The sequence below is a fragment of the Streptomyces goshikiensis genome (assembly GCF_014650555.1).
Lineage (GTDB): Bacteria > Actinomycetota > Actinomycetes > Streptomycetales > Streptomycetaceae > Streptomyces > Streptomyces goshikiensis.
The window spans coordinates 70,202-95,692 of the sequence record NZ_BMVE01000016.1; the positions used below are offsets into that span (position 1 = coordinate 70,202).

A 25,491-nucleotide genomic window follows, 5' to 3' on the forward strand; every position below is an offset into this window, starting at 1 on the left:
CCGTTAACAATCGGAACACCTCGCTCCACTTCCCGGCGTTAACGGCGTTAACGCCGTTAACGGTCCCCCCGGCGCCGCCAACGCCACTATCGCTCCCACTTCGTTAGCAAAACCCAAGCGTGGTGCCCACATCACCCCTGGAACGTTAGTAAAGTCCCTCTCATGACTTCACCCTCACCTCAGAACGACCGGGAGAAGGTCGTCTCCAAGCTCCCCCCGTGGCTGCGCCAGGAGTTGAAGATCCGCACCGCCCAACTGCGGGTCGACATCCAGGACGCCGTCCACCAGGGCATCTCCCACTGGAGCGCCCTCGCCTCCGCCCCCTCCCCCGTCGACACCTCCGGCGCCGAGTCGTTCTCCACCTGGCTGCCCGCCGGCCAGTGGGAGTCCTTCCGCGCCGACGCCAAGGGCCGTGGTGTCTCCCTCATCCAGGGACTGGCCCAAGCCGTCCGCCTCTGGCTGGAGATGAACCCGGCCCCGACCGTCAAGCGGCCCTCCGTCGTACGCCGCATCGTGGTGTGCAACCAGAAGGGCGGCGTGGGCAAGACCGCCATCACCGCCGGCACCGCCGAGGCCCTCGCGGAGGACCCGGAGTCCCTCCACCCGGTCCGCATCGCCCGTCAGCTGGCCCGCACCTCGCAGGGCGAGGAGGGCCAGCAGCTCCACCACGAGGGGACGACCCCGCTGGACCTTGAGGACCTCCCGGGCCTCGGGATGCGCGTCCTGCTCATCGACTTCGACCCCCAGGGCCACCTCACCAAGCAGCTCGGCCAGCAGCCGCTCCCCATCGGCGGCGACAGCCTCACCTGTCACATGGCCGGCGAGGCCAAGGGACCCCTCTCCGACCTGATCGTCCCCGTCCCGGACGACCGGTTCGGCGACCGCCTCCACATCCTCCCCGCGTGCACCGACGCCTTCCTCCTCGACGTCCGCCTCTCCACCGTCCGCGCCCGCGAGGCCGCCCTCGAACGCGCGCTGGCTCCGGTCGAGTCCGACTACGACGTCATCCTGATCGACTGCCCCCCGAGCCTCGGCCTCAGCATGGACGCGGCGATCTACTACGGGCGCCGCCGCGACACCGAACAGCCGGGCGCCTCCGGCGCGCTGATCGTCGTACAGGCGGAGGACTCGTCGGCCGACGCCTACGACCTCCTCACCTCCCAGATCAACGACCTCCGCGACGACCTCAGCCTCGACATCGACTACCTCGGCCTCGTCGTGAACCTCTACGACGGCCGGCGCGGCTACATCGCGACCTCCTCGCTCCAGGCCTGGATGGACATAAAGGATCCGCGGGTCGTCGCCATCGTCCCCGACCTCAAGGAACAGCGCGAAGCGGTCCGCGTGAAGCAGCCGCTGTTCGTGTACGCGCCCAAGGGCGACCAGGCCGTCGCACTGCGCGCCCTCGCAAGGGAGATCTCATGAGCAAGGCCGACAAACTCGGAGTCTCGGCGTCCTTCGCGCGGGCCCAGCCCGTCGGCGTCAGCTCCCGCCGCGCGGCGATCGCGGAAGCCACCGGGGCCCCCACCTCCGGGGTGCTCCCCCCGTCCGAGGTGCCCATCGAGGCCCTCGCGCACAACCCGTTGAACCTCCGCGAGGACCTCACGGACCTCGATGAGCTCGCGCAGTCCCTGATCGTCCGGGGTCAGCTCCAGCCCCTCGCGGTGGCCACGCGGATGGCCTTCATGGAGGCCCACCCCGGGCAGACCGACGGACTGGGCCGCGCCCCGTACGTGGTGATCGACGGCAACCGGCGCCTCGCGGCGGCCCAGCTGGCCGGCCTGAAGACCATGCACATCCACGTCAACGACGCCCTGGCCGCCAGCGCCGCCGACATCCTCGAATCCGCCCTGATCGCCAACGTCCACCGGGTCGACGTCGCCCCGCTGGACCAGGCCCGCGCGATTCAGGAGCTCGTCGACGTCCACGGCTCGCAGGCCCAGGTCGCGAAGCGGCTCGGGAAGACGCCGGCCTGGGTCTCCCAGCGGCTGGCCCTGCTGAACCTGACCCCCACCCTCCAGGAGAAGGTGGAGACGGGCGAGCTCAAGGTCGAACCGGCCCGCCGGATCGGCCGTCTCCCGCAGGAGGAACAGGAGTCGGCGGCGTCCGAGAGCATTAACGCCGTTAACCCCCCGCGCCAACGCACCCGCCCCGCGCCCACCGTTAACGGCGTTAACGCCGTTAACGCCGCGCCCCCGGATCCCACCCCCGTTCCCACCCCCGCCCCCACCCCCCGGATCACGATCGCCACGGACTCCCCGGAAACGATCGCCGACGCCCTGACCGCCCACCTCACGCCTGACGATCTGAAGGCCGTCACGGAACTCCTGGTCACCCGCATCTGAGGCAGACACCACGGCCGGGGGCGTTAACGCCGTTAACGCCGCAACGCCCCCACGTGCGTTTCATGTGCGTTCAGAGGTGCGGTTCGCATAGGCTGCGCCATGGAGGCACCCATGGAAAACGAACAGCAGTCGCTCTTCGCGGCCGTAGACGCCCTGCTCGAAGAAGCGGCCGCGCAGGACCCGCTCCCCCACCCGGACGAGCGCAAGCGCCTGCGCGAGGCGGCCGGACTGAGCCAGGACCAGATCGCGAAGGCCCTCTCGGTCCGCCGGGAAACGGTCACGTCCTGGGAAACCGGCCGCACCGCCCCCCGCCCTCCCAAGCGCGCGGCCTACGCCCGCCTCCTGGAGGGCCTCGCCACGCTCCACCCCGTTAACGCCGTTAACACCCCGCCTCCGGCCCCCACCGTTAACGCCGTTAACGCCACGCCCTCCCCCGCCCCGACGGTCAACGCCCAGGAGCCCCCGGCCCCGCCTGTTAACGGCGTTAACGCCGCACCCTCCCCCGCGCCCACCGTTAACGGCGTTAACGCCCCGCGCGCCGAAGGCGCCGCGCCCACCCCCCCGGGGTCTGGGGCGGAGCCCCAGTTTCGGGAAGGGGCGGGTAGGGGAACAGCCCCGCAGGGCCCCACCCCCGCCCAGGCGGCACCGACACCGGCAGCCCCCACGCGGAAACCGACGCCGACCGTTAACGGCGTTAACGCCGTTAACGCCAAACGCCACCCCACCCCCCTGGAAGGCAACGGCCCGCTCGTCGTCCTCGACGGCACCGGCCACGCCCACGCCGCCGGCGGCCTGGTCCTCGACCACCCCACCACCACCCTCCCCGCCCTCATCGCCTGGGCACTCGGCCCCGACGCCGACCTCCGCTCCCCCCGCCTCCACCGCAACGGCAAGGACGGCGACCCCCTCCTCGTCCTCACCGCCGCCGCCACCGAGGCCCTCGGACTCCCCCTCGTCCTGGAGGACCGCCGCGCCCTCCGCCTCCCGGACAACCACCCCGCCCTCAAGCAGCTCGCCAAGGGCAAGTGGCAGCTCACCCGCCGTGGCTTCGGCCCCTGGCCCCGTGTCTACCGCCCCGCCACCCCCACCACCGGCCGCCAGTGCGTGCAGCTCGCGGTCCTCCCCTGGGGCGCCCTCGACCCCCGCGCCTGGGGCGAGGACACCTCCGAGCTCCCGGCCCCGGAACTGGCCGAGCTCCTCACCACCTACGCCGCCCGCGTCCTGACCCCCCGCGGCTCCACCGCCGTCACCGGTCTGGAACTGATGACGGCCCTGCGCCCGCCCACCCGCGCGGCCCGCAACCCCCAGACCAACACCTGGGAGTCCGCCCCCGTCGCCGGGTCCCTCGTCCGCCCCGTCGACCCGGCCCCGCCCGAGGCCCCCGACGAGCACCCGGTCGTGGCCGCCCTGTACCCCCGCGCCCACCAGCGCACCCCGGACCAGGTCCTCGACGAGGAGGCGTACGACTGGATCCGCGACCCGGAGCTCCTCTCGGACGCCGAGTGCACCCGGACCCACGCCGTCGGCATCGACGTGAACATGGCCTTCGCCGCCGCCGCGAACCGCCTCGTGGTCGGCCTGGGTCCGGCGGTCCACGCCTCGCGCCCCCGCTTCGACCCGAAGACCCCCGGCTGCTGGCTCGCGGACCTCTCCGCGCTCGACCTCGACCCGCGCCTGCCCAGCCCGTTCACCCCGCACGGCCGGCGGCCCACCGGGCCCGCCTGGTACGCGACCCCGACCCTGGCCTACGCCCTGGAGCTCGGCCACCCCGTCGAACCCGCCGAGGCCTGGCTCCGCCCGGACAACGGCCCGTACCTCGACGCCTGGTACACCCGCCTCCGTGACGCCTACGTGGCCACGATGGCGGACCTCGGTGTCACCCCGGCGCTCTCCGAGCCCGAGTTCCTCACCGCCATGGCCGCCCTGCCGAGCGGGAACAAGCAGGTGCTGTCGGCCATCAAGTCCACCGTCAAGGGCGGCATCGGCAAGCTCCGCGAGCGCCCCCAGGGCGCCGGCTACCGGCACGGCGAGCCCTGGCCCGCCCTCGAACGCCCCACCTGGCGCCCCGACATCCGGGCCGCCGTCATCTCGACGGCCCGCGTGAACATGCACCGCAAGATGCTCAAGATCGCCACGGCGGCGGGGGAGTACCCCATCGCCGTGCTCTCCGACTGCGCGGTCTACCTCTCCGACGGCCCGAGCCCCCTGGACTTCCTCCCGCACACCCCCGAGGGCAAGCCGCTCCCCGGCGGCTTCCGCCTCGGCGTCAGCCCGGGCATGGTCAAGCACGAGGGCACCCAGTCCCTCCTGTGGGCCGTCCAGATGCTGGACGAAGGCCTCAACCCCGCCCGCCACATCAAGGGCCACGACGCGGCAGCCGACGGAGAATAAGCACCCATGACCCAGATCGACGACAGCCTGACCCGTGCGGACGAACAGAACTTCACCCGCCCGATCCCCAAGTCCGCGGGCGCGCAGATGCGTTTCCTCGTCAAGCAGCTCAAGTCCACGCGGGAGGCGGCGCGTCGGCTCGGCGTCTCCCAGCGCACGGTGGAGCGCTACGTCAAGGACCAGATCAGGCAGCCCAAGCCGGCGCTCGCCGCCCGCCTGGAGGACGAGGTCCGCCGCCACTGGCAGCCCCTCGTCCGCAAGCGCGCCCGCGCGCGGGCCGCCCGTACCACCGGCCTGGTCATCGAGACCCGCGCCCGGTTCGGTTTCACCGCCGCCCCCGGCACCACGGACGACGGCCGCATGCGCCGCATCACGCAGCACCTGCCGCCGGAGTACGCGGGCCGCCTCTTCGACGCCCAGGAGTCCGGCGCCACCGAGGCACAGCTGCGCGCCATCGCCGCGGAGGGACTCCAGGAGATCTACTTCAAGGACAACGGCGCCCGCGCCCAGAGCCTCCTGGTCGAGTTCACCGACATCGACTACGTCGACTTCGCCTTCTGAGCCCGGGAGCGGGGACGGCAAGGGACTGGAGAGACCGAAGGGACTGAAGGGACTGATTTTCGCCATTCCCTCAAGAAACGTTTCAGTCACTGGGCCCGGCGCGGCCGGGCCCTCCCAGTCCCTGCACGAACGCGCAGGTCACAGCCTCCCGGTCCCCGAGGAAGGGACCGAAGGGACCGAGTCAGGCAACTGTGGGCGTGGACAGCCCCCGCTGTGAGCGCTCGGTCTTGCGGCCGACGTGCCGCGGCTCGATCGTGCGCGGGTCGACGGCCTCGCCCGGCGCGCCCTCCCGGTAGAGCCCGTCCGGCTCGGCGTCCCGGTCGTGCGGCAGCAGGTAGAAGACGCGCCGCTTCTGCAGACCGCTGTCCGGGTCCGCCTCCGCGGTGTCCCCGAGCTCGGTGAAGCCGATCATGCGCCCGTCACGGTGGTAGCGCGGTTTGCCCCGCCGCCGGGGGGTCTTGTCCAGGGCCTGCCGGACGTAGTCGAGTTCCTCGGGGTCCTCCAGCCACACCACTTTGACCTCGTGGGCGAGATCGCTTGCTGTCAGTAGCGAGCTCATGGCCGGGATCCTTCCTCGTTCACGTCGGCCCTCGCGGGCCCCTGGTCGCGCCGCGCCGCGAGCGGCGCCGATGCGGATATGCGGCAGGGACCCGAGGGGCCCCGCCGGCTGGTGGGTCTGTTCATCGTCCTTGTCCATCGTAGGCGTGCCCGTCCCGGGGCGGCAGCACGCGTCGGCCGGTCACGTCGAGCTTGCCCTGTTCGCGTCACGCGGAGTCTGCTCTTCGTCGGCCAACAGGGCCAGTCCTGGGTAGAACTTCTGCCCGTTCGACCGCAGCATCTCGTTGGGGGAGGCGACTCCCACCTCGGCGCGGATGCGCGTGGCGAACGCGCGGGTGGTGGCGGGTCGCAGACCCTCGCCGTCGAGGCACCAGGCACTGTACGCGCGGTAGAGCGCTCCCTGCTCGACCTTGAGGTCGCGGGGGTCGGGCAGTTCCGCGCCGGTGGTGCAGCATTCGGCGAGAAACCGCCCGATGTGGTCCTCGGTGGTGGCGTAGGCCTGGGTGGCGGTGCGCACGACGCTCGGCCCGGTCAGGGGCGGCTTGCTCGCGAGGTAGGCCTTGGCGCCCTGGATCATCCAGTGGAGGATGCCGGGGCCCTCCTCCTGGACGAGGGTCTCCGCCAGGTTGTCGATCTTGCGGTGGTCGGGGACGACCTTCTCGAAGGGGATGAGCCGGATACGGCGCCAGAACGCGTGGCCGCCGGTGCCGACCTCGGGGCGGTGGTTGCCCAGGAGCCACAGCTTGTGCGTGGGCTCGAAGCTGAAGAAGTCCTGTCGCATCCGGCGGGCCTTGAGGCGGTCGCCGCCGGTGAGCAGCTTGACGCGGGCCTCGTCGAACTTGTCGTGCGGCTTGAGCTCGCTGCAGACGAACAGGCGCCGGCCGTGGAGTTCGGTCAGCTCGGTGGAGTGCTCGTTGAACTTGCCGCGCTCCATCAGGAAGCCGGGCGGGGCCACGTCCGCGTAGTCGCCGAGGATCTTGATGACGACGTCGAGGAGGGCCGACTTGCCGTTGGCGCCGACGCCGTAGAGGAAGGGCAGGACCTGGCCGCCGACGTCTCCGGTGATGGAGTAGCCGAGCAGGAGATGAAGGAAGTGGATCATCTCCTTGCCCTTGTCATCGTCCCCGAACGTCTGCTTGAGGAAGCAGTGGAACCGGGGTGTGGGCATGGCCTCGGGCGCCAGGTGGGTGGCGCGCGAATGCAGGTCCCGGGTGGGGTCGGGCTTGTGGAGGTCGCCGGTCCGCAGGTCCACGACCCCGGCCGGGGTGCACAGGGCGTACTTGTCGCCGTCCAGCGTGTCGGGGTCCAGGGCGAGCTCGGGGGAGGCCTTGGCCTGGGTCAGCATCGCCTTGACGCCCGAGGTGGACATGGTCCGCTTGCGGTGCTGGGCGAGCTCCCGGTCGGTGAAGACCCCGCGCGGGTCGTGGGCGGGCAGGTCCTCCGCCATGTCCCCGGCGGCCCAGATCGCGGCCTTCTCGCCGCCGGTGCGCTTCCACCGGTACTCGTCCCAGACGTACCAGCCCAGTCCCTCCACGTGCCGGAACCGGTCGTGGTGGAGGTGGGCGAAGAGTTTGGCGTTGCCGCGGTCGGTGAGGTTGTGCAGCAGACCGGTCTGGATGAAGTCGGAGGCCGAGGAGGCCGCGGGCACTCCGTTCTGCTGGGCGGGCAGCCGCCGGCCCTTCGCGGTGGTGGCGGGCGTGGCCTCCGCGGTGAACGCGGCGAGCTGTTCCGCCGCTGCCTGGGCGTTGAACCCCGTGCTTCCGGCGCTGCTCATGGGCGTTCCTTGGGGTGGATCGGTCGGTCGCTTCCGGCGCGGAGCCCCGCTTCGACGATGAGGACGTTTCGGCGCGGCTGGTGGGGTCGGGCGTGGTCGGCGGCTTCGAGGAGCAGTCGCCGGGCCTCCGGTCCGGTGAGGTGGCCCGCGGCGGCGAGTCCGCCGGCGGTGAAGGCCGCCCGGTTGAGCTTCTCGCTGAAGGCCGTTCCGGAGGGACTGGCCCCGCAGGCGCGCACCTCGTCCAGGAGGCCCGTGAGGAGCCGCTGGCCGCCCTTGGGGGCGGTCTTGGCCCCCCGGGGCCGCGAGGGGGTCACGGGGGCGTCTGACGGCGCCACAGGGGCCTCTACGGTGTGGCCGGTGCGGGCGAGTTCGGCGATGAGCCACAGCGGCAGGGCCGCGGGGACCCGGGCGCCGGGCAGCGGCTCGTAGACCCCGGCGGCGGTGCGCGTCGTCGGGGCCACGATGTATCCGCCGACGGCACGGACGTCCACCTGCCAGGCGAGCGCGACCTTCGGGCTGGACCCGCTGGAACAGCGCAGGCGCGGACCGCCCCGGGGCGCCCGGTACCAGATGTGCATTCCTCCGGACGGCGTGCGGACCCGCAGGGTCGAGGTGTCCTCGCAGGGGTTGGGCCGGGACCGGTAGGCGGCCAGGAGGGCCAAGGTGTCGAATCCGCTCTGGAGTCCGGTCAGGTCGACACGGTCGTCGATGGGGATGCCCGGCAACAGCCGTTGCCGGTCGGGCAGCTGTTCCGCGTGCGCGTCGACGTCGATGACCACCAGCCCGGCGGGTCCACAGGCGACGCCGATCCCGAAGCCCGGCTCGGTCTCCCACCACGCGCGCAGGGTACGAAGGTCCGTGGTCGCGGCGTGGAAACCGTGGCACCAGCGGCCCAGGGCGTGGCACGGGCAGTCCTGCGCGGGGTGGCCGCCGCCCCGGCAGTCGGGGCAGTTCGGCGCGGGCGTCTTGGTGCCGGGGGCCAGCGGGTGCACGGGGTAGCCCCGTCCCGCCAGCCAGCTCGCCACGTCCAGTGCCGTCCCGCCGCTCACGCCCGGTGGCAGGTTCTCGGAATGGACGGGCACTGGCTCTTCCTTGACGCGATGTGAGGGGCGGCGGTTCCGGTTCCCCGACCGGTCCCTGACGTGCGTGTTCACCTGCACCTCAGGGACCAGAGGGACTGAAGATTCACTATCGCGGAGGTTACCGCAGAGTCCGCGGCGAGTCGGGATCAAATTCCGCAGTATCGAGAGTTCAGTCCCTTCAGTCCCTCAGTCCCTAAAGTTCCCACCAGGTTCGTCCCTGAAAGTTCGTCCCCGGAACCGGGTCTGCGCCCGGGCGTGTCGCGCCCCGGTCGTGAGTTGCGGACGTCTGCCTTCCGGTCCCTGTCCGTCCCTCTCGTGCGGTGGACTCGGACCCTCAGTCCCTTTCAGTCCCTCACCCCCGGGCGGACCTCGCCCGGGCCGTTTTCCGGCTCCGCACCCCTGCCGGAGGGTGGTCAGGTACTGAAGTGGACTGAAGGGCGTTCAGTCCCTCGCGGTTCAGTCCCTGGGGAAAACAGCAGGTCAGAGCGGTTTGATTGGACTGTCAGGGACTGAAGGGACTCAAAGTTGGTACTTCCAGCTCTCATGCGGGTGTGTGTATGCGCGTACGTAAGTAGATCTTGCTATGTGTCTGAGTGGCTCATAACTGGAAAGTTGAGTCCCTTTAGTCCCTGTCCACCGGGGTGCAGGCCCCTGACCAGCAGGTTTGTGCAGTGACTGAAGGGACAGGGACCGAAGGGGCTGAACCGGCGTTCAGTACCTGTCCAGGGGAGGGGGTACCGAGGGAGGGGAGGAGGCTCCACGGACCGCTCAGGGACTGGAGGGAGCTCCGGGCACCCGATTCCCGGCCGCGCCCCGGGAGGGGCTCAGAGCCCGCCTCCGCAGCCTCCACAGCCCGCGCAGCCGCCTCCCGCGGCACAGCCCCCGGGCCCGGCCCCGCCGTCGCTCCCGGACCAGCTGCCGCCCCCGCCGCCCCCGCTTCCGCCGGAGCCCCCGTCCATGAGCCAGGCGAGCAGGATGGAGACGGCCACCGGAGCCACGACCATCGCCAGCATGGCCGCGCCGCTCAGGGAGTCCTGAGTCGCCTGGAGCCTGGGGGCCAGCACGATCAGGGCCAGCGCACCCCACGACCCGAGACACAGGTGGACGCTCAGCAGCGTCCAGAGCCCCTGCCTCGTCACGAGAACATCAACATCCCGGTCATATCCGGCAGGTTGCCCGTTGTCCCACTACGGAACACCCCGGTCCGCCCACGGGCGCGCGGCCCCTCGCCGCTCCGGGACTCCCGGCGGACGGGGCCGCAGGCTCAGCTGGCGTCGCCCGCCGCCGAACCGGTCGCGAGCTCCGTGCCCCAGCGCGCGATCGCGGCGGGCAGGTCGAGCGGGCCGGAGCGCAGGTCGGAGTCGGCGGCGGGCCAGTCCTCCCGGGGGACGCGCCACATCAGCTCGAACTCGTTGCCGTCCGGGTCCTTGGCGTAGAAGGACTTGGAGACCAGGTGGTCGGTCGCGCCGACCAGCGCGCCGCGCTCGGTCAGCTCGCGGCCCAGCTCCGCCAGCTCCCCGAGGGTGCCGACCTCCCAGGCCAGGTGGTAGAGGCCGACCCGGCCCTGTTCGGGCCCGGGGGCGTCGGAGCCGATCGCGAACAGCCCGAGGTCGTGGTCGTTGAGGCTGCCCGGGGCGCTCAGGAAGGCGGCCCGGCCGGGGATCAGGTGGTCCACCTGGAAGCCGAAGACCTCGGTGTAGAAGGCGACGGAGCGCTCGACCTCGCGGATCCAGAGCACGGCGTGGTTCAGACGGCGGACAGACATGCGGGGGGGCTCCCGGTTGGCTGGGGCGGTGGCGGGCGCGACGCGGCCGGCCACGTGGACGGCCACACCATACAGTTCAAATTCGAACTACTGCCATCCGCGCACGTCAGCGTGACGGCCGCCACCACCGGCGGGCCGCTTCGGGGGCGCCGGACCGGGTAGGGGCCCGGTGCGGGGTGCGGCCTTGGCCCTCATGGCCGCGACGGGGGCCGCATCCCGCCCTGGGGGAGGGCCGGGCCGGGATCAGGGGTACCGGCGGGCCAGGAGCTCCGCGAGGAAACCGTCGGCGTCGAAGGTCTCGTCCCCGGGCGTGACGACGGCGTACGTCTCGTCGAGGAAGGCGGAGAGCGCCGACGCCGCGATGAGGAGCACCGCTCCCTCCCCGCCCTCGCTGTCGCTCAGCTCGACGCGGACGAACTCGCCGTCGTCCGCCCACTGCGGCCGGAAGGTGACGTCCCCTTCGCCCACGGGGCGGTGGAGGCCCTCGGCCAGCATCTGGCGGTCGAAGCACCAGGTGGTCAGCACCGTGTCCCGGGTGAGGAACTGCGCCCGCACCGCGTACGGGTCGGCGCTGTCGTAGGAGAACTGCCCGAAGAGGGGCACGCCACCCCCGGCGACCGGCTGGAGATGGACGGCGATCAGGGCGGACACACAGGACTGCAACACGGCCTCCGGGGGTGGACTTCTCATCCGCACCCCGTCTGCCCCCTCTCCGTCGCGCCACACGGAGCTCTCCGGAGGAACCGTCGCCGGGAGAGCGTTCACTTCCAATTCATTGCAACGATCGAAGCGAAGATTGTTGCATTACCGTCCATTTCATTGCAACAATTTCCCCGACTTGACCTGCATATATGGCAGTTGAGCGCAATGAATTGATTGCCGAATCCATGAACGCAACGTAGCTTTTCCATCATCGGAAACAGCGGGCCGACAGAGCGCCCGCTTCCCACGAAGGAGAGCACGATGCACAAGTTCGCCACCCCCGCCCCCGTCGCCGCCGTCCTGGAGGTCCCCGCGGGCCGGATCCTGCTGATCGCCGCCGACCGGGCCGACACCACGGTCGAGGTGCTGCCCGCGGACCCCTCGAAGGGCCGCGACGTGAAGGCCGCCGAGCTGGTCACGGTCGAGTACGCCGACGGCGTCCTGCGGATCGGGGCCGCCGCGCCGAAGAACCGGCTGCTGGGCATCAACTCCGGCGCGGTCGAGGTGACCGTCCAGCTGCCTTCCGGCTCCCGCGTCGAGGCGAAGGCGGCCGCCGCCGAGTTCCGGGGCGTCGGGCGGCTCGGTGACGTCGCCTTCGAGGGCGCGCAGGGCACCGTCAAGCTGGACGAGACCGCGAGCGCCCACCTCACCCTCCAGGCCGGCGACATCACCGTCGGCCGCCTCGGCGGCCCCGCGCAGATCAGCACCCAGCAGGGCGACCTGACCGTCACCGAGGCCCTGCGCGGCGCGCTCGAACTGAGCACCAGCGCCGGTGACATCACGGTCGGCGCCGCCCGCGGCGTCCGCGCCTCCCTCGACGCCGGCACCACCTACGGCCGGATCCACAACGCCCTCACCACCGCCGAAGGCGCCACCGCCACCCTCACCATCCGGGCCACCACCGCCGCCGGCGACATCACCGCCCGCACCCTCTGAAGCGGCACGCCCCCACGCATCGACACCGAGGAAGGCCGGAAAACATGAGCACCACCGAGAACTACCAGGCCGCGGAGCGGCTCCTGCGCCGTCCCGCCCGCCCCGGCGAGCTCGTCGTGGGCGACAAGGTCAGGCCGCAGTGGATCGAGGGCGGCGCCCGCTTCCAGTACGCGGTGAGCAACGGCGCCGGCAGACGGTTCGTGCTGGTCGACCCGGCCGCGGGCACCCGCGAGCCGGCCTTCGACCACACCCTCCTCGCCGCCGCGCTGGCCGCCGCCTCCGGGCAGCGGGTCGACCCCGGGGCCCTGCCGTTCACGGCGTTCGAACAGGCCGGGAACGCCGTGGAGTTCGCCGCGTTCGGCGCGTACTGGCGCTGCCGCCTCGACGGCTACGTCTGCGAACCCGCCGAGTTCACGCCGCCCGGCAGCCCGCTGGAGGTGCCGTCCCCCGACGGGACGGTCGCGGTGTCCCGGCGGGGGCACGACCTGTGGGCGCGCTCGCTGTCCGACGGCCGCGAGTGGGCGCTGACCACCGACGGCGCGCCCGACCACCAGTACGGCCCCGGCCCGGACTCCACCGCCAACGCCACCCTGCTGCGCAAGATCGGCCTGCCGTACCTGCCGCCCGCGGTGGCCTGGTCGCCCGACTCGACGAAGGTGCTGGCCCACCGGACCGACGAGCGCCACGTCCGCCGGACCCACCTCGTGGAAGCCAGGCCCGCCGACGGCGGCGCGCCCCTCCCGCACACCCAGCGGTACGCCTACGCCGGGGACGAGCACCTGCCGCTGGCCGAGCTGGTCGTGCTGGACGTCGCCGCGGGCACGGTGGTCCGGGCGCGGGCCGAGCCGCTGCCGATGCCCCTGCTGTCGCCGATCACCGCCCGGTGGGCGTGGTGGGCCCCGGACGGCTCGGCGGTGTACTACCTCGCCCGCCCCCGCGACCAGCGCACCCTCACCCTGCACCGGCTCGACCCGGTCACCGGCGAGGTGACCACCGTACTGAGCGAGAGCGGGGCCACCCGCGTGGAGCCCAACCAGTGGGCGTACGAGCCTCCGATCGTGCGGGTGCTGGCCGACGAGGTCCTGTGGTACTCGCAGCGGGACGGCTGGGGCCACCTGTACCGCTACGACCTGCGCACCGGCGCACCCCTCGGGCAGGTCACCTCCGGGCCGTGGGCGGTGCGGCAGATCCTGCGCGTCGACGAGGCCCGGCGGGTGGTCTACTTCACCGCTTCCGGGCTGGTCGAGGAGGACCCGTACCGCCGCACGGTGTGCCGGATCGGCCTGGACGGCTCCGGCTTCGCCAAGGTCACGGACGACGCCCTGGACCACGTCGTGACCCTGCCGGGCGGCGGCCAGGAGTACTTCGTCGACTCCGCCTCCACCGTCGACACCCCGCCGGTGACCCGCGTCCGCGACTGGACCGGCCGCGTCCTCGTCGAGCTGGAGCGCGCCGACACCGGCGGGCTGACCGCCACCGGCTGGACGCCGCCGGAACGGTTCCGCGTCAAGGCGGCCGACGGCGTCACCGACGTCTACGGGGTCCTGTACCGGCCGCGGGGCTTCGACCCCGCCCGGCGCTACCCGGTGGTGGACAACCTCTACCCCGGCCCGCAGGTGGCCCGGGTCTCGCCGTCCTTCGACCCCGGCGGGACGGGCCTCGACGCCGAACCCCTCGCCGCGCTGGGCTTCGTGGTGGTGGCCCTGGACGGACGGGGCACCCCGGGCCGGAGCAAGTCCTTCCACGACGCCTCGTACGGCCACCTCGCCGATGCCGGCTGCCTCGCCGACCACGTTGCCGCGCTGCCGCAGCTGGCCCGTACCCGGCCCTGGATGGACCTGGACCGGGTGGGCGCCCTCGGGCACTCCGGAGGCGGCTTCGCCGCGGCCCGGGCGGTGCTGGACCACCCCCGGACGTACAAGGCCGCGGTCGCCCTCTCCGGCTCCCACGACGCCCGCCACTTCAACCCGGGCTTCGTGGAGGCCTACGACGGCGCGGACAGCCCCGGCACCTGGGCCCGCACCTCGAACACCGACCTGGCCCACCAGCTGACGGGCCGGCTGCTGCTCGTCCACGGCGCGATGGACGACCAGGTCCACCCGGACCACACGCTCCGCCTGGCCGACCGGCTCATCGCCGCCGACAAGGACTTCGAGCTGCTCATCGTGCCCGGGGCCGAGCACACGTTCATCGACTGCCTCGCCTACGTCCGCAAACGCTGCTGGGACTTCCTCGTGCGCGAGCTGATGGGGACGCAGCCGCCCGCCTACCGCCCGGCCCCCATCGCCATCGGCCCCGAACTGCTCGCCGAGCTGTTCGCCTGAGGACGCCGCGGTGCCCCTCGGGCGCGGTGGGGTTCCTCATGATCACTAATCTGGGGAACCCGCTGACCCCCGGAAAGGTGCCTCCCCGTGTCGCGATCATGGGTCAATTCGGCCGAACGTATCGGCGCCGACCTGCACCTGGTGCTGGCCGGGACGGGCTCGCGCCGGGCCGCCCTCGCCCAGGCCCTGCGCGAGGCCATCCAGGAAGGGCGGCTGGCGGCCGGGGTCCGGCTGCCGCCCTACCGGTCGCTCGCCGCCGACCTCGGCATCGCCCGGAACACGGCCGCCGACGCCTACGCGGAACTGGTCGCCGAGGGCTGGCTGACCGCCCGGCAGGGTTCGGGCACCCGCGTCGCCGAGCGCGCCGCACCCGCCAGGGCGGTGCGCGCGCCGGTCGGGACCCCGACGGGACCCGCCGCGCCCGCGCACAACCTGGCGCAGGGCCGCCCGGACGCCTCGTCGTTCCCCAGGACCGCCTGGGCGACCTCGGCCCGCCGGGCGCTCACCGCCGCGCCGCACGACGCCTTCGGGCCGGGCGATCCGCAGGGCCGCATCGAGCTGCGCACCGCGCTCGCGGACTACCTCGCCCGGGTGAGGGGCGTACGGACCTCCCCGGAGCGCATCGTGATCTGCGCGGGCTTCTCCGACGCGCTGCGGCTGCTGTTCGGCGGCGGTGTGCTGCGCGGCCCGCTCGCCGTCGAGGCGTACGGCCTGGCCTTCCACCGCGCCCTGCTGGGCGCCGAGGGCGTACGGACGGTGCCGCTCGGCATGGACGGGCTCGGCACGAGAACGGAGGAACTGCGGGGGCGCCGCGACGTGCGCTCGGTGCTGCTCACCCCGGCCCACCAGTTCCCCGTGGGCGGGCCGCTCTCCGCGGCGCGGCGGGGCGCGGCGGTCGACTGGGCGCGTGCCCGGGGCGGCGTGGTGATCGAGGACGACTACGACGGGGAGTTCAGGTACGACCGCGAACCGATCGGCGCGGTCCAGGCGCTGGACCCCGACCACGTCCTGTACGTCGGTTCGGCCGCCAAGAGCGTGTCGCCCGCGCTGAGGCTGGGCTGGATGGTGCTGCCGGAGCGGCTGGTGGCTCCGATCCTCGCGGCGAAGGGCCTGCGCGAGCGCTGGACGGGCGTCGTGGACCAGCTCACCTTCGCGGACCTGATCGCCTCCGGCGCCTACGATCGGCACGTCCGGCAGATGCGCCAGCGCTACCGAGACCGCCGGGGCCGCCTGGTCGCCGCGCTCGCCGAGCACGCGCCGCACATCGAGGTCACCGGGATCGCGGCGGGGCTGCACGCGGTGCTGCGGCTGCCCCCGGGCACCGAGACCGCGGCCGTGGACGCCGCTTCCCTGCTCGGCCTCGGACTCGACGGGCTCGCCGGCTTCCGGCATCCCGACACCGCCGAGGCCCTGTTCGACGGGCTGGTCGTCGGCTACGCGGCCCCGCCGGACCACGCGTACGCCGCCGCCCTGGACGCGCTCTGCACGATCCTGCCCCCCGTTCAGCGACGGGCGAGTTCCCGCTGCCAGACCGGGCTCTCGAAGTAGTGGTTGTCGAACTGCTCGGAGCTGTCACGGATGTCCTGCACCGAGGCCTCGCCCTGGTACACCCGCTCCAGCAGCCGGTAGTAGTCGAACCGGTCCATCCCCGGGGTGAAGACGACGAGCATCTCGGCCTCGCTGTCCGGGGCCGGCGCGAAGGCGTGCGGCACGGTCGGCGGCACGGTCAGGAAGTCGCCCTGGCCGAGCGTGAGGACCTGGTCGTCGAGGAGGATCCGCATGGACCCGCCCAGTACGTAGAACATCTCGGTCGCCCGGGTGTGGAAGTGCGCGGGAGCACCGGGCGAACCCTTGTGCAGCGTCGCCCGGTTGGCGGTCAGCGCACCGCCGGTGGCGTTCGCGTCGGCGAGCAGCGTGATCAGGCTGGTCGCCCCGTCCTGAAGCGTCTCGGCCTCGGCCGCGCGGACGAGGACGGGCTTCGCGGCGCTGGTGAACGTCATGGGCACTCCTTGGTTTCAGTGGTTCCGCCGACCGGTCCCTCCCGGCGACACCACTGAATCTAGTCTCCGGAAAGACCCACGGAAGGGTGCATTGAAGGCCCGGAATCATGGGTCAATTCGGGGGCGGTCAGAGCCGTGACGATCTCGGGACATTCTCTGACAGCACGCCGGGGAACAGGTCATACCGACCAGGGCCCCGGCAGAGCACACCCGCGGGGCCGACGTGCAAGGCAAGGAGTGCTCCGTGCGCACCCACCACAAGACCGCCATCGCCCTCGCCGCCGCGCTGCTGACCGCCGCGGCCCCGGCCGTCGCGCAGGCCGCCCCGGCGGCGGGACGCGGCGCCGCCCCCTCGGCGTGCCGTCCGGCCAACCACACCGCGAAGATCACCTCGGCGCCGGCCAGTGCGGGGCACCACCACTACCGCGTCACCCTGACCGCGCCGCGCGGCTACGACCCCTGCGCGCTGGCCGGTTCGCCGACCGACGTGCGGTTCTCCGACCACGGCTCGCACACCCCGGTCACCGCCAGCCGCTACGGCGACCAGAGTGCCGTGGTCACCTTCGGCCCCGGCCGCCCGGTGCACTTCGACATCCAGGTCCCGGGCGACGCCCGTCAGGTCCGCGCGGACGAGGCGTCCTTCACGCTCCGGGGCCCGGACGGGCCGATCCCCGGCGCCTCCTTCGCCGAGGGCGCGCTGATGGTCGCCCCCGGCACCCTCGTCGGCCCGGTGGAAGAAGGCGCCTGACCGCGACCGAGCGGGAGAAATCGGGCTTCGCGGCCGGTTATTCGGATTCGCCAATTCCGTATATTGCGAAGCCTTTGCCATGGCGTTCGTCTTAACTCAGGTCTACCTCAAATCCCGGAAGATCGATTGACGCGTCGCGTCCTCCCCGTGCAGTCTTTGCGAAGCGCGGCCCGGCCCAGGGGAATGAAAGAGCCGGGTGCGCGCAACACGGGGGGAACGGGGGATTTGCAGGGTGTACATTCATGCCCTTTTCCCTTTCCTGCTCGAACGGCTTCGAGTGGTATGGACCTAAGGGGAAAGAAAGTTATGCGCTCCACTTTCAGAAGAGGTGTCACCACGGCCGCCGGCGTCGCTCTCGCCGGAGTGACCCTGGCCATGCTGCCGGGCTCGGCCCAGGCCGACGACTCCTGGACCTCGACCGTACGGATCGCCAAGTACACGGCCTACCTCGCGTCGCAGTCGGCCCAGGGGGACACGCAGGCCGAGGAGACCGCCCAGGGATTCGCCGCCCTGTCGAAAGCCGACAAGACCCGCTTCCTCGACCTGATCGAGGACCACGCGGTGATGCGCAAGGTCTTCGACCCGGCCGAGGCCCCGTCCGCGCTCGTGGGCTCGTCGCAGCAGGTGCTGGCCGGCGGCGACGTCGTGGTGCAGCACGAGTCCCTCAGCGGCGTCGACGAGGCCTCGCCCCACAGCTCCGTGGCGCTCAGGGCCTCCGGCTACCGGGACATGTGGGCCTCGTACTCGATCACCGACAGGGTCATGGGCGTCAAGGTCTCGCGGGTCACGGTGCGGACCAACTACCAGGTAAAGGGCAAGGACACCACGAAGGTGTACCCGGGCAGTGCGACCCATTCCCTTTCCGTGCCGGGATGCTCTTTCTCCCACAGCCCGGTGAAGGAATGGATTTCCTCCGCGCCGGCCGACAATGCCCAGAGCGAGACCATTTGGTCGGCATCGTGCTGGGGTAGCGAATGGGACAAGCGGGAGCGGGTCTGGGCCGACTACCGCGGCTTCGTGGGCGGTTACCTCAAGGACGAATAAACGGAAATGCCGGTGAATTCTCCTTCAGGTGAATTCACTCCCGGATGAGGCCGGCGGCGGGCCCGGTCGCGTAGCGGCTCATGGTGTCGATGGCGGCCTGCGGCGTCAGCGTTCGCAGGCCGTCGCCGAGCCCGTCCCGCAGGTCGCGGGACCACATGAGCCAGCCGCCGCTGAGCCGGGCGATCAAGGGGCCGGAGGCCGGGGCCGGGGCCCCGCTGTTCGCCCGCTCGCCCGTCGGCGTCACGCTGACGCGATGTCGTGCGCTCGCGCGGGGAAGCGCACGACATCGCGGGGGACGGGCCCGTGCCTAGCGGAACAGGCGGTCCCCGGGGCCGGCCATGCGATGCGTGCCGCCGTGGCGGTTCACCCAGTCACGGATGAGGCCGATCGAGTTGGCGCACTGCCAGCTGTCGTCGTACTCGCGCACCCCGGTGAAGGCCCCGTAGCCCGCGATGATGCCGTCCACGCGCCCGTCGCCCAGCAGCTTGTCCACGTACCACGGGTCGTTGTAGGTGGTCGTCCAGGACAGCGTGGCCGCGAGCCGTCCGGCGTCACGGTCCCCGGCGCCCTTCTTCAGCTCCGCACAGGTGTTGTAGGTGGCCTCCGTGCAGTTGCCGAACCCCTTGGTGATGTCGCTGTCGCCGTAGTCCATCGCCCGGCGGCCGGCCGGGAACCCGGAACCGGACCGGTTGAAGGCACCCTGGACCTGGTCGCGGGTACCGGTCGAGGTGATCCCCTCCAGGCTGCCGAGCCGGCCCTCCAGGCTCTGCCAGCCCCGGCCGCCCACGTCCGGGGTGTTGCCGCCGTGGTACTCGTAGAACCCGTACAGCACCTGGATCCCGGCGGCCGTCAGCCGCTGCGCCTTGTCGCGCAGTCCGGCGACGCTGCACCCGCGGTTCTCCCGCTCCCCGCAGTAGTTCGGGTCCTTGATGTCCAGCCAGACCAGCGACAGCCGGCGCCCCGCGTTGGCGTTGGACAGAATGCGGTCGATCATGCTGTCGAAGCTGGGGCCCAGCCGGTTGTCACCGGCCGAGGAACAGTCGTGGTAGGCCCGCCATTCGTTCGGGTTCCACCAGGCACAGACGTCTATCTCGATGCTGTTGGCGCCGTGCTTGAGGGCCGCGTCCACACCGGCCAGGGTGTCGACGCGGTGCGCGATGGCGTAGATCGGGTGACGCTGATCGGCCGCTGCCGCCGGGGTCGTCGTGAGCGCGGTGGTACCGATGACCGCGCACAGGGCCGCCATCAGCGCCAAGAGCGCCCGCACCCGTGAACCGGCAGCACGCCTGAGGTGAGTGGTCAAGAAAACTCCCCGTCATATCGGTGTCCTGATCGGACATTTGTTCTGGTCCCGCACATGCTGGCACGCGATAAATGCATGATGAATGGACCTGGTGGAAGGCAGCCACGGAGTGGCGGGAAACCGCCTGCGGCCGCGGCGCCGCCCGCCTTTACCGCGGCCCCCGCGTAGACGATGCTGACCCGGCGTTGGAGGATGATCGACACGGGGGACCCGGTCGGTCCGGAGGGGGAGACCGCCGTGGTGCGCGTAGAGCTGCTGGGACCGGTACGGGTGTACGCCGACGACGGGGCCGGGGCCGGGGCCGGGCAGGCGCCGGTCGAGGTGGGCGGCCCGCGGCTGCGGATGCTCCTCGCCCGCCTCGCGCTCGGTGAGGGCCGCACGGTGAGCACCGACTCGCTCGTCGACGGCCTGTGGGGGCAGGCACCGCCCGCCGACGCGGCCAACGCCCTGCAGGCACTGGTGTCCCGGCTGCGCAGGTCGCTGCGCGGGGCCGCGACGGTGGAGTCCGCCCCCGGCGGCTACCGGCTCCCGGTGCGCCCCGAGGACGTGGACGTCCACCGCTTCGAGGACCTGGCCGCCCGCGGCCGGCGCGAACTCGCGGCCGGCCGCCCCGGCGAGGCTGCCTCGCTCCTCGGGACGGCCCTCGAACTGTGGCGGGGCGAGGCGCTCGGCGACGTACTCGACGCCCCCTTCGCGCGGCCCGCCGCGACCCGGCTCGACGCGCTGCGCACCGCCGCCGCCGAGGACCGCGCCGAGGCCGAGCTGCGGCTCGGACGGCACGGGGAGGTGCTGTCCGACCTGGAGGCGGCGGGCGCCGCGCGGCCGCTGAGCGAGCGGGTCGCCGGTCTGCGGATGCGGGCGCTGGCCGCCGCCGGACGGCAGTCCGAGGCCCTCGCCGTCTACGAGGCGATACGGGAGCGGCTCGGCGACGAACTCGGCGTCGACCCTTCGGCCGAACTGCGCGAAGTCCACCTCGCCCTGCTCCGGGGCCGGCTGGAGACGCCCGCCGGGCGAGGCAAGGCCGCCCCCGGCCCGCTGCCCGCCCGCCTCACCAGCTTCGTCGGCCGCGACGCGGAACTCGGCGGGCTCGCCCGCCAGCTCGACCGCGGCCGGCTCGTCACCATCGTCGGCCCCGGCGGCGCCGGCAAGACCAGGCTCTCCTGCGAAGCGGCCACCCGCGACCGCGCCCACGCGCGCGGCCGGGTCTGGTTCGTACCGCTCGCCGGCGTCAGCGCGCCGGACCAGCTGGCCGACGCCGTGCTCGGCGCCCTCAGCTCCACCGACGGCGGGCTCTACGACGCCGCCCAGGGGCAGCGGGCCACCCCGGTCGAGCGCATGGCCGGGCTCTTCGGCAGCGGCGACGCCCTGCTCCTGCTCGACAACTGCGAGCACCTCGTCGAGGCCGCCGCCGAGCTCGCCGCCGAACTCCTTGACCAGCTGCCCGAGTTGCGGATCCTCGCCACCAGCCGGGAGGCCCTCGCCATCACCGGCGAGGCCCTGTGCCACCTCGGCCCCCTCGACGTGCCGACGGGCTCACCGGAGCCCGCCGAGGCCGCGCAGTCCCCGGCCGTACGCCTCTTCGTCGACCGGGCCACCGGCGTCCGGCCGGACTTCGCGCTCGACGACCGCACCCTCGACGCCGTGGTCGAGGTCTGCCGGCGCCTCGACGGGATGCCGCTCGCCCTCGAACTGGCCGCGGCGAAGCTCCGCTCGATGAGCGTCGAGCAGGTCGCGCGCCGCCTCGACGACCGGTTCCGCCTCCTCGCCTCGGGCAGCCGCACCGCCCTGCCGCGCCAGCGCACCCTGCTCGCGCTCGTCGAGTGGAGCTGGGACCTGCTCGACGAGCCCGAGCGGATCCTCGCCCGCCGGCTGTCGGTGTTCCCGGGCGGCGCGACCGTATCCGCGCTCGAAGCGGTCTGCGCGGACCCCTCGCTCCCGGCCGGTGACATCCCGTACGTCCTGGACGCCCTGGTCGAGAAATCGCTGGTCACCGTGGTGGCGGCGACGGGCGGGCCGCGCTACCGGATGCTGGAGACGGTACGGGCGTACGCGGCGCGGCGCCTCGCCGAGGCCGAGCCCGGCGACGCCGTCACCCGGCGGTACGGCGCGTACTTCCTGGCGCTCGCCGAGGAACACGAACCCCGCCTGCGCACCCGCGAACAGCTGCGGGCGATCGAGGTCTTCGACGCCGAACACGACAACCTCGTCCTCGCTCTCCGCTCGGTCGCGGACGCCGGGGACGCGGACACGGCGGCACGCTTCGCGGGGGCGATGTTCTGGTACTGGGGGATCAGGGGGATGGACGCCCACCTCGACGCCCACCTCGGCTCCGCCCTCGACGCCCACCCGGCCGCCGAAGGAGGTACGGCCACCGCGCGCGAGTTCCACCCGGCCGCGCTGCTCCTGCGCATGTCCCGCGTCGCCCCGCCCACCGGCGCCCCGGGACCGGGACCGGGCACGGCCGCCGACCGGGAGGACCCCCTCGACTCGCCCGACCCCTGGGTACGGGCCGGCGCCCACCTGGCACGGGACTTCGCGCTCACCGAACAGGGCGACCTGGTCACCGGCGCCGCGTCCCGCGCCCTGGCCCTGCGCGGCTTCGAGGCGGTGGGCGACCGCTGGGGCCTCGTGATGAGCCTCCTGCCCATCGGCCGCGACCACTCGCTGCGCGGCGAGTACCCCGAGGCCATCGCCACCTTCGAACGCTGCGTGGCGCTCAGCTCCGAACTCGGCACCGAGGACTACCTCTACCTCAGCAAGGCCAGGCTCGCCCGCGAACGCCGGCGCAGCGGCGACCTGGAGGGCGCCTTCCGCGACCTGTACGCCGCGCACCGCCAGGCCCGCGAGCGCGGACAGCTGCGCCTGGAGGCCAACATCCTGGTGGGCCTGGCCAATGTGCACCGCAGAGCCGGTGACCTGGCCCAGTCGGACGCCACCCTGGACCGCCTGGAGGCGCTGGGCGCGCGGCGCCCCGCCCTCAAGGGGCTGGCTCGCGACCTGATCGTCAGCACCCGCATCGAGAACCGCCTCGCCGCCGGGGACGCCGTACGGGCCAGGGCCCTGCTGCCCGAGGCGGCCGGCGCCCTGTTCGGCCAGGGAGCGGGAGCCGGGCTCGCCTGGGTGGCCGAACTGCTCGGCGGGATCCGTACGGTGGAGGGCGCTCCCGAGGAGGGCGCCAGATCGCTCGGCATGAGCCAGGTGATGCGCGGGGCCTTCGACCACGGCGAGCCGGAGTGGCGCGAGCTCATCGAGCGCATCGTGGCGGCGCTGGGCCGCCGCGGCTTCGAGACGGAGTACGCGCGGGGCGCCGCGTACTCCCGTGACGACGCCCTGCGGTGGCTGGAGGCGGAGACCCTGCGGAGCACCTGACGGGTCTCAGACGGCGTTCTTGCGGTAGGCGTGCAGGGCCAGCGGGAAGAAGACCACGATCACGCCGGCCATCCAGGCGAGGGTGCCGAAGAGGGAACCGGCGACCGGTCCGCCGCCCAGCAGGCCGCGGACCGTCTCGGCGACCAGGGAGACGGGGTTGACGTCGGACCAGGCCCGGAGCCAGCCGGCCATGCCCTCCCGGGGGATGAAGACGTTGCTGGCGAAGGTGAGCGGCAGGATCAGGATGGTCATCAGGCCCTGCACGGAGGCCGGGTTCTTGATCAGCATCCCGAGGTACACCGAGATCCAGGAGAAGCTGAGCGCGAAACCGATGAGGAGGGCGAGCGCGGCGAGGGAGGCGAGCGGACCGCTCTGGACCCGGTAGCCCATGACGAGGGCGAGGAGGACCAGGGCGCCCAGGCAGACGACGTAGCGCACGATGTCGGCCAGGACGGCGCCGATCAGGGGGCTGGAGCGGGCGATCGGCATGCTGCGGAAGCGGTCGAAGATCCCGGTGCTGGCGTCCGCGGCCAGCGAGGCGCCGACGCCGATGCTCGCCTGGAAGACGGCCATGACCATGACGCCGGGGGCGACGAGCTGCAGGTATCCGTCGGTGTCGCCGCCGGACATGGCGTCACCGAAGAGGTAGATGAACATCAGCAGGCTGATGATCGGAGTGAGGACCACGTCGACCAGCTGCATCGGCGACTTCATGAACCTGGTGACCCCGCGGCCGGCGAGGGCGAGGCTGTGGCGGGCGGTCTGCGCCAGGCCGACGCGGCCGGCGGGCCCGGCGTGGCCGGCGGGGAACTGGATGCTCATGACGAATGCCTTTCGGGGAGAGGGGGAGGGGGAAGCGGAAGGGGGCGGACTGGCACGACGACCGCTCAGACGCCGACGGCCTGACCCTCGGTGGCGGGCGCGTGCCCGGTCAGGGCGAGGAAGACCTCGTCCAGGCTGGGCAGCCGCAGGCCGAGCTCGTCGGCGGTGATCCCGGCACCGTCCAGGCGGCGGGCGACCGCGGCGACGACCAGCGGGTCATCGGCCGGCACGGTGAGTACGCCGGACTCCTGGGCGGGGACGTGCCCGGTCAGCTCGGCGAGCATCCCGGCGACCTGCGGCACGTCGGCGGCCACGGTGGGCCGGACCTGGAGGATCTGGCCGCCGACACGGCGCTTGAGCTCACCGGGCCGGCCCTCGGCGACCTTGCGCCCCTTGTCGAAGACGGTGATGGAGTCGGCGAGCTGGTCGGCCTCCTCCAGGTACTGGGTGGTGAGCAGCACCGTGGAGCCGTCGGCGACCAGCCGCCGTACGACGTCCCACACCTCCTGCCGGGCGTGCGGGTCCAGACCGGTGGTGGGCTCGTCCAGGAAGAGCACCTGCGGCCTGCCGACCAGGGAGGCCGCCAGGTCGAGGCGCCGCCGCATGCCGCCGGAGAAGGTGGCGATCGGCTTGCGGGCCGCCTCGGTGAGCGAGAAGTCCTCCAGCAGCTGCGCCGCCCGCACCTTCGCACCGCGCCGCGACAGACCGAGCAGCCGCCCGATGAGCACCAGGTTCTCGACGCCGGACAGGCTCTCGTCCACGGAGGCGTACTGCCCGGTCAGCCCGATCAGCTGCCGCACCTTGACCGGGTCCTTCACGACGTCGTGCCCGCCGATGGTGGCGTGCCCGCCGTCGGGCCGCATCAGCGTGGCCAGGATGCGCACGGTGGTGGTCTTGCCCGCCCCGTTGGGCCCGAGGACGCCGACGACCTTCCCGGCCGGCACCTCCAGATCGACACCGTCCAGCGCGGTGAAGTCCCCGTACTTCTTGACCAGCCCCTCGGCCCGGATCGCGTACGCCATGCTCGACAACTCCTCGTCAGTTCCTCGTTCTCGACGCCCCAGACCCTGCCGCCCCTCCCTGACACCCCCCGGCCACCCCGCTGACAACCCCCGCCGAGCCCTGTCAGCCCCTGTCAGCCCCTGTCAGCGCCGGGGCCCGGCCCGCCCAGGTACCGTCGTCCCGTGAACGGGGACATGGGCAGGGGAGTGACCGCGGAAGTGCGCGCCATGCGGGAAGACAGCGTGGTCGTGGCGGAGTTCGGCGCGCTGGAGAACAGCGGGGGACGCCCGGTCCGGTTCGCGGTCCTGCGCGGCGCCGGGCCGGAGGGCACCTGGCTGGTGGAGATCACCCCGTACCTGCTCGGTACGGCGAGAGCCGAGGACCTGCGGAACTTCGCCCGCGGCATCCTCGACACCCTCTCGGCCGGGGCCGGCGAATCCGACTTCTTCACCCTGTACAACGACACCCGCAACCAGGTGCAGGCGGTCATCGGCTTCGACGAGGGGCTGCCCTACCTCATCGTCGACGCCTATACCAAATTCGCCGGGAACCGCACCGGTACCTCGACGAGCGACGAGCCTGTGTACGCCCACATGGAGGCCGTCAGCCCCTCCCGGGCCGACCCCGCGGCCCTCGAATCCGGCGCCCGCGCCCTGCTGGGCGCGCTCGGGGCCTGACGAGCGGGAGCCGCCTTTCGAACGGGGGCGATTTCGGATCACCTGCGTGCCGTGCCGGATTCGGTCCCGTTCTGGCCATTGCCCACCT

23 protein-coding genes are annotated in these 25,491 nt (G+C 72.5%); 12 read left to right on the top strand and 11 right to left on the bottom strand.

Translation table 11 applies throughout. The features are described from left to right. Positions 1-162: 162 nt before the first annotated feature. The 4 genes from IE248_RS32340 (at position 163) to tpg (ending at position 5,297) form a co-directional block, all read left to right on the top strand. Positions 163-1,425, top strand: coding sequence for a ParA family protein (locus IE248_RS32340; protein WP_073794902.1), 1,263 nt, complete (start codon positions 163-165; stop codon positions 1,423-1,425). Beyond that, on the top strand, positions 1,422-2,345 hold the full coding sequence (locus IE248_RS32345) for a ParB/RepB/Spo0J family partition protein (protein ID WP_190032540.1): 924 nt from the start codon (positions 1,422-1,424) through the stop codon (positions 2,343-2,345). Before IE248_RS32340 ends, IE248_RS32345 begins: the two co-directional genes overlap by 4 nt. A gap of 111 nt (positions 2,346-2,456) precedes the next feature. Then, the gene (gene tap, locus IE248_RS32350) at positions 2,457-4,736 is read left to right on the top strand and encodes a telomere-associated protein Tap (protein ID WP_190032541.1); all 2,280 of its coding nucleotides are present in this window, start codon (positions 2,457-2,459) and stop codon (positions 4,734-4,736) included. Between the two features lie 6 nt (positions 4,737-4,742). Further along, complete coding sequence (gene tpg, locus IE248_RS32355; protein ID WP_073794906.1) at positions 4,743-5,297, top strand: telomere-protecting terminal protein Tpg; 555 nt, start codon at positions 4,743-4,745, stop codon at positions 5,295-5,297. Positions 5,298-5,478: 181 nt separating this feature from the next. On the opposite strand, the gene IE248_RS32360 is transcribed toward tpg, so the two are convergent. The 6 genes from IE248_RS32360 to IE248_RS32385 all read right to left on the bottom strand — a co-directional run bounded on the left by IE248_RS32360 (position 5,479) and on the right by IE248_RS32385 (position 11,166). Next, complete coding sequence (locus tag IE248_RS32360) at positions 5,479-5,856, bottom strand: DUF6009 family protein (RefSeq protein WP_008740902.1); 378 nt, start codon at positions 5,854-5,856, stop codon at positions 5,479-5,481. Positions 5,857-6,036: 180 nt separating this feature from the next. Continuing rightward, positions 6,037-7,629, bottom strand: coding sequence for a DNA primase family protein (locus IE248_RS32365; protein ID WP_047961255.1), 1,593 nt, complete (start codon positions 7,627-7,629; stop codon positions 6,037-6,039). Next, positions 7,626-8,711, bottom strand: a complete 1,086-nt coding sequence (locus IE248_RS32370; RefSeq protein ID WP_229895690.1) for a bifunctional DNA primase/polymerase — start codon at positions 8,709-8,711, stop codon at positions 7,626-7,628. The genes IE248_RS32365 and IE248_RS32370 overlap by 4 nt, the downstream gene beginning before the upstream one ends. An 824-nt stretch (positions 8,712-9,535) precedes the next feature. Continuing rightward, positions 9,536-9,850 carry a hypothetical protein gene (locus IE248_RS32375; protein ID WP_073794908.1) on the bottom strand — a complete coding sequence of 105 codons (315 nt, stop codon included), beginning with the start codon at positions 9,848-9,850 and terminating at the stop codon, positions 9,536-9,538. Positions 9,851-9,975: 125 nt separating this feature from the next. Further along, complete coding sequence (locus IE248_RS32380) at positions 9,976-10,476, bottom strand: VOC family protein (RefSeq protein WP_008740898.1); 501 nt, start codon at positions 10,474-10,476, stop codon at positions 9,976-9,978. Between the two features lie 243 nt (positions 10,477-10,719). Further along, positions 10,720-11,166, bottom strand: coding sequence for an SsgA family sporulation/cell division regulator (locus IE248_RS32385; RefSeq protein WP_124291089.1), 447 nt, complete (start codon positions 11,164-11,166; stop codon positions 10,720-10,722). A gap of 273 nt (positions 11,167-11,439) precedes the next feature. Here IE248_RS32385 and IE248_RS32390 point away from each other — a divergent pair, with 273 nt between their 5' ends. The 3 genes from IE248_RS32390 to pdxR all read left to right on the top strand — a co-directional run bounded on the left by IE248_RS32390 (position 11,440) and on the right by pdxR (position 15,986). Continuing rightward, positions 11,440-12,114: a DUF4097 family beta strand repeat-containing protein gene (locus IE248_RS32390; protein WP_100582254.1), complete on the top strand. Its 675-nt coding sequence runs from the start codon at positions 11,440-11,442 to the stop codon at positions 12,112-12,114. Between the two features lie 44 nt (positions 12,115-12,158). Continuing rightward, a complete protein-coding gene (locus tag IE248_RS32395; RefSeq protein ID WP_190032542.1) occupies positions 12,159-14,438 on the top strand; it encodes a S9 family peptidase in 2,280 nt (759 codons plus the stop codon). An 87-nt stretch (positions 14,439-14,525) separates the two neighbouring features. Further along, entirely contained in the window at positions 14,526-15,986 is a 1,461-nt protein-coding gene (gene pdxR / locus IE248_RS32400; protein WP_100582256.1) for a MocR-like pyridoxine biosynthesis transcription factor PdxR, read from the top strand. Here the strand turns inward: pdxR and IE248_RS32405 are convergent. Continuing rightward, a complete protein-coding gene (locus IE248_RS32405; RefSeq protein ID WP_008740893.1) occupies positions 15,941-16,438 on the bottom strand; it encodes a cupin domain-containing protein in 498 nt (165 codons plus the stop codon). The two genes, pdxR and IE248_RS32405, sit on opposite strands and share 46 nt — an antisense overlap. Positions 16,439-16,682: 244 nt before the next feature. On the opposite strand from IE248_RS32405, the gene IE248_RS32410 reads away from it, so the two are divergent. Then, the gene (locus tag IE248_RS32410) at positions 16,683-17,186 is read left to right on the top strand and encodes a DUF4232 domain-containing protein (RefSeq protein ID WP_229895691.1); all 504 of its coding nucleotides are present in this window, start codon (positions 16,683-16,685) and stop codon (positions 17,184-17,186) included. A gap of 306 nt (positions 17,187-17,492) precedes the next feature. Then, positions 17,493-18,230 carry a hypothetical protein gene (locus IE248_RS32415; protein WP_159032063.1) on the top strand — a complete coding sequence of 246 codons (738 nt, stop codon included), beginning with the start codon at positions 17,493-17,495 and terminating at the stop codon, positions 18,228-18,230. A 34-nt stretch (positions 18,231-18,264) separates the two neighbouring features. Here the strand turns inward: IE248_RS32415 and IE248_RS38640 are convergent, their stop codons facing one another. Continuing rightward, positions 18,265-18,474, bottom strand: coding sequence for a hypothetical protein (locus tag IE248_RS38640; protein WP_190032544.1), 210 nt, complete (start codon positions 18,472-18,474; stop codon positions 18,265-18,267). Here IE248_RS38640 and IE248_RS38645 point away from each other — a divergent pair. Next, positions 18,413-18,541 carry a hypothetical protein gene (locus IE248_RS38645; RefSeq protein WP_373301684.1) on the top strand — a complete coding sequence of 43 codons (129 nt, stop codon included), beginning with the start codon at positions 18,413-18,415 and terminating at the stop codon, positions 18,539-18,541. The two genes, IE248_RS38640 and IE248_RS38645, sit on opposite strands and share 62 nt — an antisense overlap. Here the strand turns inward: IE248_RS38645 and IE248_RS32425 are convergent. After that, positions 18,538-19,533, bottom strand: coding sequence for a PI-PLC domain-containing protein (locus IE248_RS32425; protein ID WP_229895692.1), 996 nt, complete (start codon positions 19,531-19,533; stop codon positions 18,538-18,540). The genes IE248_RS38645 and IE248_RS32425 overlap by 4 nt on opposite strands. 192 nt (positions 19,534-19,725) lie before the next feature. Here IE248_RS32425 and IE248_RS32430 point away from each other — a divergent pair, with 192 nt between their 5' ends. Next, positions 19,726-22,902, top strand: coding sequence for an AfsR/SARP family transcriptional regulator (locus IE248_RS32430; protein WP_190032545.1), 3,177 nt, complete (start codon positions 19,726-19,728; stop codon positions 22,900-22,902). A 6-nt stretch (positions 22,903-22,908) separates the two neighbouring features. Here the strand turns inward: IE248_RS32430 and IE248_RS32435 are convergent, their stop codons facing one another. Beyond that, positions 22,909-23,724, bottom strand: coding sequence for an ABC transporter permease (locus tag IE248_RS32435; protein WP_100582260.1), 816 nt, complete (start codon positions 23,722-23,724; stop codon positions 22,909-22,911). A gap of 65 nt (positions 23,725-23,789) precedes the next feature. After that, complete coding sequence (locus tag IE248_RS32440) at positions 23,790-24,746, bottom strand: ATP-binding cassette domain-containing protein (protein WP_190032546.1); 957 nt, start codon at positions 24,744-24,746, stop codon at positions 23,790-23,792. 162 nt (positions 24,747-24,908) lie between these two features. On the opposite strand from IE248_RS32440, the gene IE248_RS32445 reads away from it, so the two are divergent. After that, positions 24,909-25,403 carry a hypothetical protein gene (locus IE248_RS32445; protein ID WP_190032547.1) on the top strand — a complete coding sequence of 165 codons (495 nt, stop codon included), beginning with the start codon at positions 24,909-24,911 and terminating at the stop codon, positions 25,401-25,403. The last annotated feature ends 88 nt before the right edge of the window (positions 25,404-25,491 follow it).